10 protein-coding genes and 3 pseudogenes are annotated in these 14,038 nt (G+C 37.5%); 8 read left to right on the top strand and 5 right to left on the bottom strand.

The genetic code is table 11. The features are described from left to right. The first annotated feature begins 61 nt into the window (after nucleotides 1–61). Nucleotides 62–556, top strand: a complete 495-nt coding sequence (locus F6K23_RS24480; protein ID WP_293160636.1) for a Uma2 family endonuclease — start codon at nucleotides 62–64, stop codon at nucleotides 554–556. Between the two features lie 237 nt (nucleotides 557–793). Here F6K23_RS24480 and F6K23_RS24475 read toward each other — a convergent pair whose 3' ends face one another. The 4 genes and pseudogenes from F6K23_RS24475 to F6K23_RS24455 form a co-directional block, all read right to left on the bottom strand. Continuing rightward, nucleotides 794–1,345, bottom strand: a complete 552-nt coding sequence (locus tag F6K23_RS24475; RefSeq protein ID WP_293160716.1) for a GDYXXLXY domain-containing protein — start codon at nucleotides 1,343–1,345, stop codon at nucleotides 794–796. Nucleotides 1,346–1,363: 18 nt separating this feature from the next. Further along, complete coding sequence (locus tag F6K23_RS24470) at nucleotides 1,364–1,501, bottom strand: hypothetical protein (RefSeq protein ID WP_293160634.1); 138 nt, start codon at nucleotides 1,499–1,501, stop codon at nucleotides 1,364–1,366. Between the two features lie 675 nt (nucleotides 1,502–2,176). After that, a pseudogene (locus F6K23_RS42920) lies at nucleotides 2,177–3,685 on the bottom strand (DUF2157 domain-containing protein); the annotation flags it as partial. A gap of 75 nt (nucleotides 3,686–3,760) precedes the next feature. Then, complete coding sequence (locus F6K23_RS24455) at nucleotides 3,761–4,393, bottom strand: pentapeptide repeat-containing protein (RefSeq protein WP_293160630.1); 633 nt, start codon at nucleotides 4,391–4,393, stop codon at nucleotides 3,761–3,763. 82 nt (nucleotides 4,394–4,475) lie between these two features. On the opposite strand from F6K23_RS24455, the gene F6K23_RS24450 reads away from it, so the two are divergent. The 7 genes and pseudogenes from F6K23_RS24450 to F6K23_RS24410 all read left to right on the top strand — a co-directional run. Beyond that, on the top strand, nucleotides 4,476–4,610 hold the full coding sequence (locus F6K23_RS24450) for a hypothetical protein (protein WP_293160628.1): 135 nt from the start codon (nucleotides 4,476–4,478) through the stop codon (nucleotides 4,608–4,610). A gap of 74 nt (nucleotides 4,611–4,684) precedes the next feature. Further along, on the top strand, nucleotides 4,685–5,047 hold the full coding sequence (locus F6K23_RS24445) for a VOC family protein (RefSeq protein ID WP_293061074.1): 363 nt from the start codon (nucleotides 4,685–4,687) through the stop codon (nucleotides 5,045–5,047). Nucleotides 5,048–5,927: 880 nt separating this feature from the next. Then, a complete protein-coding gene (rodA, locus tag F6K23_RS24440; RefSeq protein WP_293160626.1) occupies nucleotides 5,928–7,187 on the top strand; it encodes a rod shape-determining protein RodA in 1,260 nt (419 codons plus the stop codon). After that, on the top strand, nucleotides 7,184–7,342 hold the full coding sequence (locus tag F6K23_RS24435; RefSeq protein WP_293160624.1) for a hypothetical protein: 159 nt from the start codon (nucleotides 7,184–7,186) through the stop codon (nucleotides 7,340–7,342). Before rodA ends, F6K23_RS24435 begins: the two co-directional genes overlap by 4 nt. 583 nt (nucleotides 7,343–7,925) lie before the next feature. Next, entirely contained in the window at nucleotides 7,926–10,427 is a 2,502-nt protein-coding gene (locus F6K23_RS24430; protein WP_293160622.1) for an endonuclease MutS2, read from the top strand. A 173-nt stretch (nucleotides 10,428–10,600) separates the two neighbouring features. Beyond that, nucleotides 10,601–11,866: pseudogene (locus F6K23_RS42915) on the top strand (RNA-guided endonuclease InsQ/TnpB family protein); the annotation flags it as partial. A gap of 704 nt (nucleotides 11,867–12,570) precedes the next feature. After that, nucleotides 12,571–12,669, top strand: a pseudogene (locus F6K23_RS24410) (DDE transposase family protein); the annotation flags it as partial. 989 nt (nucleotides 12,670–13,658) lie between these two features. Here F6K23_RS24410 and F6K23_RS24400 read toward each other — a convergent pair. Further along, nucleotides 13,659–13,853 carry a hypothetical protein gene (locus tag F6K23_RS24400; RefSeq protein WP_293160616.1) on the bottom strand — a complete coding sequence of 65 codons (195 nt, stop codon included), beginning with the start codon at nucleotides 13,851–13,853 and terminating at the stop codon, nucleotides 13,659–13,661. Between the last annotated feature and the right edge of the window lie 185 nt (nucleotides 13,854–14,038).

Below are 14,038 nucleotides of genomic sequence, written 5' to 3'. Positions count from 1 at the left end.
AGATGCTCCCACTACTAAAGAAATGACATAATATTTATATTGGGAAATAATTTTAATAACCATGCCAAATTTAACAATAAAAGACCTAGAAAAATTAACCACAGAACACCCAGACCATCAAATGGAATTAGTAGGAGGAGAAATCATCGTTATGAGTCCGTCAGGTTTAGAATCAGATGAAGTAGCAGCAATGATTATCACCCTATTATTAAACTGGGTGCGACCTCGGAAACTAGGTAGGGTGACAGCTTCTAGTGCAGGTTTTCGTCTGCCAAATGCAGATGGAGATGTTCGCGCACCGGATGCAGCTTTTATTCGCGGCGATCGCCTACCTCAAACTACAGAAAATTATTCCGAAATAGTTCCAGACCTAATTTTTGAAGTCAAATCTAAAACTGATTCTGTAACCAAACTCCAAGAGAAAATTCAACAGTTTCTCACTTATGGTACGACTGTAGGAGTATTAGTAGACCCCCGCACTCGCACAATGGAAGTATATCGCCCCAATACGGAGAAAGTTGTGCTTGGGGATGGGGATGTTTTACAAGTACCATAATTGTTACCAGGGTGGGAGTTAGCTGTTGCTGAGGTTTGGGCACCGGAATTTTAATCAGGTAAGGAAGAAGGAACAAGGAACAAGGAAGAAGACTTTAGCTTTTATATAGAATCCGGTTATATAGTATATATTTATAACTATACTCCCCTACTCCCCTACTCCCCCAAAGCCGGAATTTTAAGATAGCGGTCGCCATCTCCTTCATGGACGGGAGCAAGATGCTCCCACTACATTCAATTAAAACTTGTAGTTGCGATCGCGTACCCATAAACTAATAGGTACTGCTTGGCCTTGAGAACTAACTTTTACTTCTACTACAAAAGGTATTTTACCTTCTAAATTAACAGTAGTTTGTGCTGTTTGAATATCCTGATTAATATCTTCGCGTTTATCTTCAGGCATATAATAAGTTTCCAAGCCATATTTAACTGTCCAACCATTAAATTTTCCTTGAATAGCTATTTGATTATCTGGCAAATTTTGAGGCTGTTTTGCACTTACATCTATAGGTTTCCATGCTTTGGAAATGTCTAAATTTTCTGTTGTTTCCGGTGCAGTTAAAATCACATAAATATCAGTTTGATTTTGTGTAGAAAGTTTTCCTGAACTTTCTAATTCAAATTTATTCCAACCAGGAAGTTTACTCAAATTATCTTTGCGGGATATATCATAATTTAAAACTTGATAATAACCTCGCAAAAAATCGTAGGGGTCTACAGGTACAGTTTGCAAAACTACTGTTCTACCTGTAATCGTAGTATAAATAGCTTGAGCTGGAATTGACAAAATTAATGCTAACTGTACAGTTCATGGCAAAATAAATCGCCAAATTGGCATCTGATTTTTTGAAGGTTTTGTTTGATTAATAGGTGGGTTTAATTCTTCATAATAATCAGATTTTTTAGTTGATGAATTGTTTTGATTAAAAGGATTGATGATTTTCATGTTAATTCTCTCTTTTTTTAGGGGACAGGGAATAGGGAATAGGGAACAGGGAGTAGCAATTTGATAAATGTTTGCTACATTTTCGCATTGCGGGGGACCCACCCCTAACCCCTCCGGTGGAGGGGAAATAGGGGAGTGGGTAGGGACGTTGCATAAGGGCGTCCGTACAGGGAGAGGTAAAAATAAGAATAATTAACAATAACTGGCTAATAATTATCAAAAAAAATATTCAGTCTATGTTAATTACTTAATAATTAAAGTGTCACTTAAATATAGCATTCTTTTCTCAAATTGGTAGAATAGGGAACAGTGGAAAAAACATTGCCTAGTCTAAGATTGATCATTAGCATAACTCCTAACGATTCTGGCTATTGTTATAATACCAATTTGGAAAAAGAATGAATGTTACGAATAATAAGGGCAGTAGGCACGGATAGCCATTTGCCCTTTAACTCCTAAGAAATAACCTAGTTATTTGTAGCAAATATTTATCAAATTGTTATAACACTCAATACTTCACACCTAATTCTTACAACCTCAAATAAAATTGGCATTAAAAAGCGTTTCGGTCCGGAATACTCCGCAAACAGATACCATTATCTATACACAAATTTTTAGGCTGTTAACGCAGTTCCTCCGCAGGAGGCTAGCTAATAGCTGATAGCTGATAGCTAGTTAATTCTTAGATAATAAATGACGTTCAAACCATAAACCAGCAACTATAACTCCTACACCACATAAAATAAATACAAAAGATTTAAGTAATAATCCAGTATTATACTCAAAAGTGCGACAGATAATTTGTAAAGTTAGTAATACTAAACCACCCCAGAAACCTCCTCTTATTCCTCGCATCAATCCAATTCTAATTAAACCTGTTGCTAAGAGAAACATTTCTATATTTATGATAAAAGTTGCTATTTCTGGAATTTCATTGATACTCAAATGCCAGAAACATAATATTGTAGTTACAACAATGAAGCCCAAAATCACACTACTGACTGAATCTAATTGCCAACGATGAGAATTTGTTCTATTGGTTCGTGCTAAATTAAACCATTCCCAAATAGAAAAACCTATAAATATTAGAACTTCAATTAAAGTCAACGAACTAAGCTGTAATGATGTACTTCCATCGCTTAAATCTTGTGTTAAAACATAATTCCAAATTCCCCGAAAAGATAAATATAAAAATCCAATACTCAAATACCAAATAGCTAAACTTCTGGCTAATGGTTGAAAAAATTGACTATCTATTTTAGGCAAAATAGTATCGTCATACCCCCATAATAAAGCTAGAGGTAAAATCAAGACGATCGCTCCCCAAACACCATTATTTGATAAGTAAAAAAATTGCCACAAATTAATTTATAGAGCTAGTAATAATATCGATGTAGCGAGAAAAAAAATAATCTTGGAACTGCACCAATAAGCTAGTGACATTAACAAAAATGCTGCCACCAAAGCCATATATTTGATAATCGCCTCTAACCAGGAAAATTCCACAGAAGAAAATACACTTGATAAACCCATGAAATATCCTAATCCTATTAACAGAATAGCCATAATTCCTAGACTTTCTAGTTGTAAACTATAAGCCATTACCAAAACTCCCAATCCCCAAACAATGTATAATCCGAAGGGAGAACCACCGATATGAAACATTTGAGCCATTAATGCTATATTTGCCCCTAAAATTAATGCTCCAAATATTAAAAGTCCGTGACCTAATCTTTGTTTTTTACTGGTAGTATTCGGTAGATTATCAAAATAATTGGGTCTAAAACCCTGCATTTTAAGGTTAAGGCTAAATATTTTTGGAGCGAAGCTCAAATCCTCGTTAAAAAAATCACTTCTGACTTCTGACTTCTGACTTGTGACTTCGTTATTTGGCTGTCGCCAGAGATCAAAACCGCTGGTATTAACTAAGATAAATAGAGTTAATAATAGAAGTGTTTTTACTTCTCGCGACCACTGTTGCCAGTTAGCAGAAACAAAAGTGATAATACCTAATCCTAAAAGAATACCACCGAGAGAAATTAAGATAGTAATAAAGCGAGCGCTGGCAGTTTCCTCCAAAGCATCAAACTGGTATCGCTCTGATAGTTGTTGATAAAGGCGATCGCTAATTAATTCTTCTGTTTGCCATAGTTTTGCTTCTTTACGAAGCTGGCGACGAAACTTTTATGTAATCATTTTATTGCTAAATTAAGTAATATAAATGGTAGTGCATTAGCAAAATTTTTACAAAAACTTTTACTACAAAACTTCTCCACCAGGCATAGTAGTATTACCAACAATAGCATTTTCAACATATATAGAAGAACATATATCTCTTTCTAAATCGTAGTTTGCACCTTTGAAATTAGCATTTTTTAGGTTTGCACCTTCAAAATCGGTGTTTTCCAAATCGGTATCTGTCAAATCAGCCCCAATTAATATTGCATCAACTAGATAAGCAGTGTACAGACAAGCTTCATTAAGATTAGCGCCACTTAGATTTGCTCGTTCCAAATCTGAATTGCTTAAGTTGGCTCCTCTAAGATTTGTGTTCCTTAAGTTGGCTTCAATCAATGTAGCCTCGCTAAAGCTTGCTCTTTCTGCGTTCGCGTTACTGATATCAGCCCCACTCAGATCGCAATCGCTAAAACTTGCCTTATAGAGATTTGCCCCCTTCAAGCAAGCTCCTATCAAGTTCGAGTGGCAAAAGATGACATAATCAAGGTTCGTATCTGTAAGGTTAGCACTTGTAAAATTAGAATAACGGAGATCGAGACGCTTTACAGAAGAACCACTGAGATTGACACCACTAAGATCGACACCACTAAGATCGACTTTCTGAAAATCTTTTTCTCCTTCGACCAACCTTCTGAGAAATTCTTGTGCATCCATAAATTTTCTCCTAATATAGCTCTATATCATCAACTATAGCCAAAATGGATTACCCGATCGCCAAATCAAACTGTTAATGTAGTTGCCAGACAGAAGTACATTCAGTGGAAAACGCGACTACACTATCCTTAGACTACTTTGGGATAATGCTTTGAGACGAGGAGAAATAGCAAGATTAAATATTAGTGACGTTAACTTAAGCGATCGCCTCCTCTAAATACAGGAAAAAGCAAAACAAACAAATAGCGCGTAATATAATTCAAAATAGAAAAATTTTAATAATTGTTGAGTATGAAGTTGAAAAGATTAGGCCATGTAGCTATCTGCGTGCAAGACGTTGACAAAGCAGTAGAGTTCTATCAAAATCTGGGAATGGAAATAGCATGGAAAGATGCTGACTGGGCATACCTGAAAGCTGGTGATGATGGACTTGCACTTTTGAGTCCTGGATATGACCAAGCAGGGCCACATTTTGGGTTCGTGTTTAGCGATCGCTCAGAAATGGAAACCGCCTACGAACAGCTCAAAGTCCAAAATATCCAAGTCTCCCCTGTCCATGAACATCGAGATGGCACAGCTTCCTTTTACGGTAGAGATTTAGATGGTAACTGGTTTGAATACCTGTACGAACCGGAAGCCATAGTTAATAATTAGACATCTCCTCCAAAAGAGGGAGTGAGGGAGTGGGGGAGTGGGGGAGTTGGGGAGAAGAAAAAATAAGAATAATTAATATTAACTGTGCTGCTAATTATCAAAAAGGTGATTCGGCCTGTGTTAATTAATTAATAACTAAAGTCTTACCCAAGCATAACATTGCTTTCGGGAATTGGCATTAGACTCTTTCTACTCCGTACTCCCCGTTGGGAGCATCAGTAGATATATCGGGCATTTTCAACCCGTCTCTAGGGTTTACCGAAGAACATATAAATTTTACAGCAGTCGCCATTACTCTATTTGACATATCAAAAACTTAAAATTCAGACAACGCCAGATTTTCCGGTTTTTCGGCCCTCTGTTCAGATAACTAAAGCCTTCTTACCGAAAAATTGTGGGTATGCGCCTCCCCTTTTAAGGGGATAATAAAAAAAATTTTTCATGAATTTGTCAATCCTCTTCTTTTCCAGGAGAGGTAATTATTCATTATTCATTATTCATTATTAATTGTTGAATTCTGTCCCACATAACTAATATGATGTCTGGATAGTAGCGCCATAGAACTCCGTTCCGCTTACAGGTTAACGTTTGCGCCCTTCATTTCGATAGGATGCGTTGTGTGCCAGCAAACAAAAACTTTTTGTTTGTAATATTGCTTGAGCCACTGAAATATCTATCTGGCCTGGCGAGCTAAAGCAATACTACGCAGCAACTATTCAACCAGACATGATATATAACCTTTCTTCCTCCTTCCTTCTTCCCTCTTCCCTCTTCCTTCTGTCATCTCAAAAAAAATTTTAATTTATGCAGACATCCCACTTAAATATATGTATTAACTATCAGGAGTATTCTAAAGTCTAAAATATTTACATATTAAAATATGACCCAGAAATTAGTATTAAGAAATCGCCGAAAATGGCCCCTATCACAATGGCGCAATATTGATTGGCCTCTACTGCTGATTTATATAGGAATGACCACTTTTGGTGGAGTTATGATCCAAAGTGTCGAACGAAACCAGGGATTGACAGATTGGTGGCAACACTGGCTCACTGGAGGAGTAGGCTTAATCTTGGCCTTAATTATTGCTCGTTGTCGTTATGAAGTTTTAATTAACTGGAAATGGGTAATTTATATTTTAACCAATATTTCTTTGGGAGCTGTACAACTCATTGGTACTTCAGCTCTGGGGGCACAAAGATGGATTAATGTTGGTGGTTTCCACGTTCAACCCTCAGAATTTGCCAAGGTAGGAATAATTATTACCTTAGCAGCAATACTTTCTTCTCAGACTAGGGTAAGGCTATTAGGCTTTTTTAAGGTTTTGATTATTACAGCCATACCATGGTTATTAATATTTTTAGAACCCAACCTTGGCACATCTTTAATATTTGGTGCAATTACCATGGGGATGTTGTACTGGGGTAATGTTAATCCTGGTTGGTTAATATTACTTGTCTCTCCTATTTTGTCAGCTATTCTTTATAGTATCTATTTCCCCGCTTGGGTTGCGTGGATCGCTTTAATGGCCTTAATTGCATGGCGGACTTTACCTTGGGGTTGGTTATGGATGCCTATAGTTACTGGAATTAATATTGTCTCTGGAAACGTTGGGCAAATATTATGGAATTTGCTCAAAGATTATCAAAAAGACCGACTAACGGGATTTCTGAATCCAGAACAAGACCCCCTGGGCACGGGATATCACCTAATTCAATCTCGTATTGCTATTGGTTCTGGACAAATGTTTGGTAGGGGACTATATCAAGGTACTCAAACTCAACTACACTTTATCCCAGAACAGCATACAGATTTTATTTTCTCAGCTATTGGCGAAGAGTTGGGTTTTGTTGGTTGTATTCTGGTACTTTTAGCTTTTTGGTTTATTTGTCTGCGGTTGGTTATTATTGCTCAGACTGCTAAGGATGATTTTGGTTCTCTGATTGCTATTGGAGTATTATCAATGTTAGTATTCCAGGTTTTTGTGAATATTGGGATGAATATTGGTTTGGCTCCTGTGACTGGTATCCCACTACCGTTACTTAGTTATGGGCGATCGGCTTTGTTGAGTAATTTTATTGCCCTGGGGTTAGTGGAGTCAGTTGCTAATTACAGTGCTAAATCTAGGCAAGGTTTTTGACAATAGGCAACAGGCAACAGGCAACAGGCAACAGGCAACAGGCAACAGGCAACAGGGACAGGGCTATTTCATTCTTGATAATAACTATGGGTGTGGGGAGTGTGGGAGTAGGGGAGAGGGGAAGAGGGGGAGTATGGGAAGGGTGGAGAGTTTAGAGAAAACTACAACCATCTGGGGTTGAATTAGATGAAATTTTATGAGAAAAAAACACTAAAAACAATCTCCATATATAATTTCCGGAGATATCTGTTGGTAATATCATGGCCGTTGGTATCGTTTGTGTAAAAACTTGGGAAATATCTATTTTTTCTTTCTTTCAAATATTCTTCCTTGTTACTTGTTCCTTGTTCCTTGTTCCTTAATTGCGGGTCAAATGCTCCCACTATTTATCATACCGATTACGAAAAATTAGGATTTGAGATTGCTATCTGTTCCGGACTACTGCGCAAACCTTGTGGGTTACAATGACGAAAATCGGTTGTATAGCGCTGTGCGCAGGCAACAGGCAACAGGCAACAGGCAACAGGGGGAGTAAATTGCCGAGAAGATAAGACTTTTAGCTATTTGGCCTTGACTGCAATTTGTAAATATACCAGCGCTCATTGCTATACTGCTTAAGTCCTAGACAAATCTATCTAGCTCCGGTCTCCAGACTTCCGATTTTGAGTTCCGAAATATTTTGCAATAATTGTAGTATAATATAATTCATAGTACATAATACTTTATATATATTAAGCTTTGATTCAATCCGAGACTTTAGAATTACTGGAATGGCCTCGCTTGTGTCAACACTTGGCCACTTTTACAGCGACGAAATTGGGTGCAATATTGCTCCACAATTCTAGGACTTTTAATATCGGCGATCGCCAAAACACGACTAATTATTTACCAATTCCGTCAACAAAAGCGGAAACTATACAACTATTAGCTGAAACTAAGGAAGCTTATATACTAGAAACTCGTCTTCCCCAGGGTTTGTCCTTTGATTGTATTGAAGACTTTGGAGATTCCCTGGAAAGAGCAGAACTAGGTGGTATACTTTCTGGAAGTGAACTTTTAGCTATTGCAACAACTCTGGCAGGGGCTCGTAAGTTACGTCGGACAATTGATAATTATGAGCCAGAATATGAGTTGTCAGTTTTACCAGAATTAGTAGCTGAGTTACGCACTTATCCAGAACTAGAACAGGAAATTCACCGCTGTATAGATGATAGGGGAGATGTTACAGACAGGGCAAGTCCCAAACTAGCAGGTATTCGAGAAAAAATGCACCATTTACGCGATCGCATTGATGGGATACTTCGAGGCATTTTACAACGGAAAGCTAGTGCTATCCAACAACCTATTATTACTCAAAGGAGCGATCGCTTTGTAATTCCTGTCAAAGCTCCTCAAAAGGATGCCGTACCTGGTATTGTTCACGATACATCGACAACAGGCTCTACATTATACATTGAACCTAATGGAGTTGTCAACCTCAATAACCAAATGCGACAACTACAGCGTCAGGCCCAAAGAGAAGAGGAAGCAATTCGGCAAGCATTAACAGAACAAGTGGCGGAAGTCAAGGAAGACTTGGAGCAGTTACTGATAATTGCTACTAAAATTGACCTCGCCACAGCTCGCGCTCGTTATAGTTTATGGTTAGGAGCAAACCCACCTCAATTTACTGAACCAGATTCCGATCGCCCCGTGAATATTCGTCAATTGCGACATCCGTTGTTAGTTTGGCAACAGCAATACGAAGAAGGAAATGATGTTGTACCTATTGATGTGACGGTGAAATCTCCAGTCAAAGTGGTGGCAATTACGGGACCTAATACTGGTGGTAAAACTGTTACTCTGAAGACCTTGGGGTTAGCTGCACTGATGGCAAAAATAGGATTATTTATACCTGCCAATGAACCTGTGGAGTTGCCGTGGTTTGAACAAATCTTGGCTGATATTGGTGATGAGCAGTCGTTAGAACAAAGTTTATCTACTTTTTCTGGTCATGTTCGACGCATTATTAGGATTTTAGAAGCAATAGATGAGGATGAAAATCCAGAAAATTCTGGTTTATCTTCTACCCTGGTTTTGTTAGATGAAATCGGTGCTGGTACAGACCCCACTGAAGGTAGTGCTTTAGCAACTTCTATTTTGCAATATTTGGCTGACCATGCGCTATTAACAGTGGCAACTACCCATTTTGGAGAACTGAAAGCTCTCAAATATGACGATGAAAGGTTTGAAAATGCTTCTGTAGAATTTGACATCAATTCCTTACAACCTACATACCGGTTGCTTTGGGGAATTCCAGGGCGTTCTAATGCTATGACTATTGCTGGCAAGTTGGGTTTAAAACAGGAGATTATTTATAGAGCGCAAGATTATGTGGGAGGAAATTCTGAGGATGTGAATCAGGTAATTGCAGGTTTGGAAGCTCAAAGACAGCAACAGGAAACAAAGGCGAAAGAAGCTTCTGAGTTACTACAAGAAACTGAGTCTTTACATCGGGAAGTTTCTCGAAAAGCTGCTGCGCTCAAGGATAGAGAAAGAGATTTACAGTTGTCACAGGAGATAGCGGTACAGGAAAAAATTGCTGAGGCAAAGGCAGAAATTGCTACAGTAATTCGGAATTTACAACAGGGTCCGTTAACTGCTCGAAATGCTCAGAAAGCTACGGAAGCTATTAATGAAATTTCTGAGAAATATTTGCCTTCTCGTACTCTCCCTGTCAAGAAACCAAATTTTATGCCTAAGGAGGGCGATCGTATTCGGATTCCCAAAATTGGGCAAACAGCAGAAGTGTTGAGCGCTCCTAATGAGAATGATGAATTAACTGTTAAATTTGGAATTATGAAAATGACAGTTAATTTGGCAGAAGTGGAATCTCTTGATGGTGAAAAAGCAGAACTTTCTAAAAAGAGTAAAAATGTAGAAGCGCAAAAGAGTAAGAAGTCAGAAAGTAAGTCTAAAGAAGCTCAACCGGAGATTAATTCTAGTGGTTTAGCTGTTCGTACTTCTCAAAATAGTATTGATATTCGTGGAAGTCGGGTTGCAGATGCTCAAATTGAGGTAGATAGGGCACTTTCTAGGGCGATCGAATATGGTTTGTTGTGGATTATTCATGGTAAAGGTACTGGTAAATTGAGACAGGGTATCCATGAATTTTTGCAGGATCATCCGTTGGTGGAGCGTTATGAGTTAGCGTCTAGAAATGACGGCGGTAGTGGGGTAACTATTGCTCATTTAGTGTAGTGCGACTCATTAGTGTAAAATTTTGGTCTATCTGAGTCCAAAGACCCTCAGAAGTTGATAACAAGCATGAAAAGTAGATAGGAGCATTGACTTAATCAACGAATAACGATATAATACCTTAAAAAGCATACCATTAGATAGACTGCCCTCAATCTCCATGAAATCCATGACTAACCAAACTCAAATTAAATAATAAACAAAAAACGGGCGATGGCACAACACGCAGGTTATAGCAGATGGTGCTACAACTGGGGTTTAAGTTTATGGAATGCTGCTTACATAGATGGTTACAAGCCCAACCCTTCCTTTCCTTTCCTTCGGAATGCTACGCAAACGGAATGCTACGCAAACGGAATGCTGCGCAAACGTAAACTCAGAGAGGTTTTTACTAATCACACCAAACCCCTCTACCCCTGGATGAAAAACCTCTCATCTAAAGTTTATCAATATGCTTTTATTAACTTGGGTGAAGCATTTAAGAGGTTTTTTCAAGGGTTGGGTAAACGCCCAAGGTTTAAGAAAAAAGGTAAACACGATTCCTTCACAATAGATAATTGTGGGAAACCAATAGAATTAAACGGATGGAATCATAAATTACCTTTTATTGGTATGGTCAAAACTTATGAACAAGAGTGAAGCAACAACTCAAAAAATAACTATCAGTAGACAAGCAGGTGAATGGTATTTAAGTTGTAGGGGCGAACGGCCGTTCGCCCCTACGAATGAATTTACTCCGACTTCAACACCAAAAACTACAGAAGTTGTAGGTGTAGATTTAGGAATTAAGACACTAGCAACACTAAGCACAGGTGAAGTATTCGAGAGTATTAAGCCTTACAAAAAAGCGCAAAATAGATTAGCGCGCGTTACAACGACAACTGAGTAAGAAACTTAAGCATTCAAGGAATTGGTACAAAGCAGTAGTCAAGCTAGCCAAACAACATAGACGAGTAGCTAATATCCGTAAAGATGCACTTGATAAATTGACAACAACAATCGCCAAACACCACGGCACTGTTGTGATTGAGAATTTGAATGTGTCTGGAATGTTAGCTAACCATAAGCTATCTAAGTCAATAGCAGATCAAGGGTTTTATGAGTTTAGAAGACAGCTTGAATACAAGTGTCAATGGTACGGCTGTGAATTAGTAGCAGTAGACAGATTTTTTCCATCATCTAAGACTTGCTCTAGTTGTGGTCATGTACAGGATATGCCTTTGAACATCAGAACTTATGACTGTCCAGAATGCGGTTGATCAATTGACCGAGACTTGTTTGCGGAGCATTCCGTAGGAAATGCTTCAATTAATTTAAGAAAGCGAGTGTGTAATTCCGAGGTTCCCTCGGAATGTAAGACACACTCAAGAAATGCGGTCAGCTTGACCGTGAATGCCTGTGGAGGTCCTGCTGCCGACAGTTCCGGTGGAAGCAGGAAGTAAACATTAAAATGTCACTAATTATGCGGTGCGACCCCGCGCCGCCGACAGCTCGCTTGCGGAACGCGCACCAAGAGAGGGAATGCTGACTCCTGTGAGGGAACGCGCACCAAGAGAGACGTTTTATATCGGTTTTATGAAGCAGGAGCAGGGAATAGTTCTTAAATTGTTTAGGGGAGCCATATAGAACCCATTTTGGTTCTTTTTAACTCATGGCTAGTCTTTTAAGCATTAGCCTTACAAAACAAAGATTAATTTTGGTGTTAGCATGCTCAAAAAAGATTAATTCAAGCAGGTGAAGGAAGAAAAAAGGCTTTAACCAAGGAATAATAAATCACTTAAATATTAGACTTGTCGCTTTATAACTATAAAAAACTGGTAAACCCTTATCATGTAAGGATTTTAGCCATTTTTACATAAGAACGTCTGGAATTACTACTGTGTCTTAATTTGAGCGATTTTTTCTATCTATTTAGCGACAACTCTATTATTTTATTGGCATCATATACCAATTTTTTAAACATGAGGAATAAACTTTGGTATAAGTGAATAATATCAAATCCGCTCGGGTTCGGTATAAAAAAAATTTTCATCTTCATCCAAGAGCAAATGTTTCGCGCATTCTCTTCCCTCCTGACTCGGTCCTCCTGACTCGGTCCTCCTAGATTAACTATCTAATTACACCGATGCTACCGGATTTGATATAAAGTGCTAATAATATTTTTCATTACTGGATAGATATTCTCAAAGAATTACTACCAGTAAGTTGATTAGAACAAGTAAAAAAAAAAGAAAATGAATTATAATGGGTTAAGGAAATATTAACAGAATTAGAATTACGGGGTTGCACATTATGGAATGATATTGCCAAAAATTAGTTGATAATTTGACTCTAAAAAACCTAATATTCATTATTATGGCAATTCTCAAATCCAAAATTCTGTTCATCAAAAATGTCAAATCATTCGTCACTGTGCAACACCAGAATTACAGCACTTTTGAGGATAGTGAGGTAGAGCTATAAGACTATTTATTTCTATATTCCCTGTTGCCTGTTCCCTAGAGCAATAAAACTTTGTACCTCATCAACTAGAAAACTGCTGTAATTGTAGATAGTAAAGAACAAAGTAGAGAAAGACCAGGTGAATATAAAAAAACAGAAAAATATTACTCAGGAAAAAAGAAAAATCATACTTTAAAAAATAAAATAATAACGACACCAAAAGCGAGTGCTTAATTCGCCGTCGCACGGCGAATGTAAGAAGCACTCAAGACAGGAAAAGAAATAGTAGATGTAATAGTAGGATAAAAAAGTCCAGTAAGTGATGTAAATGTATTCATAAAACAACGAATGGGAGTTTGATAAAAAACAAAAATTTCAAGGAGATAAAGCTGATGAAGGAGTAGAGAGAACAACTACACCAAAAAAGAAACCAATAAAAAAAGAAATGCTACCAGAAATCAAAGAAGAAAATCAAGAAAAAGCCAAAAAGATAATATTTGTAGAACACGATCTGAAGATTAATCAAAATCTTTGGAGTTGCTAGAGAAATATTCAGATTAAAAAATAATAATTATCAAAAAGTAATCTTAACAATATGTGGTTTAGTTAGACTAAGGATTGGCTCATTTATATTAGTATAAATCATGAAAAAATGAGATAAAAAATAAGGAGGAAAGTACAATAAATATTTATATTCGTAACACGAAGTATCTCTAATACCCATAAAACCGTACAACTTAACTATCTTGATGAGTGGCGATAACCTCCGGTTAAGCGCACGCTATCCCTCGACTAAAGATAGTTAGGATCGGCGTTTGAGTATTTTTGGAGATGTCTATTGTCAAGTAGAATAATAATTTTGGGAATATTCACTGGTTTAGATTTGAAGTAATCAATATTATTCAACAACATTTCAATTAATCCTTGATCGTCAGAAATTCTGATCGAAAAAATATTGATATCTTGCCATTCTAATACCAATTTCATAAAATATTGCTACAGTCTCAACACAGGCAACAGCTCCGGAAGGCAACAGGCAACAGGCAACAGCTCCGGAAGGCAACAGGGAAAGAAAAACTGGATAAAAAAGGGGAAAAAATGCTTAACTTTGAAATTTGATGGATATATACAATTTTTAATTGTAGCAAGAAATCACAAATTAAGATGTAACT

It is taken from the genome of Okeania sp. SIO2C9 (genome assembly GCF_010672455.1).
Lineage (GTDB): Bacteria > Cyanobacteriota > Cyanobacteriia > Cyanobacteriales > Microcoleaceae > Okeania.
This window is presented reverse-complemented; position numbering and strand designations above follow the sequence as displayed.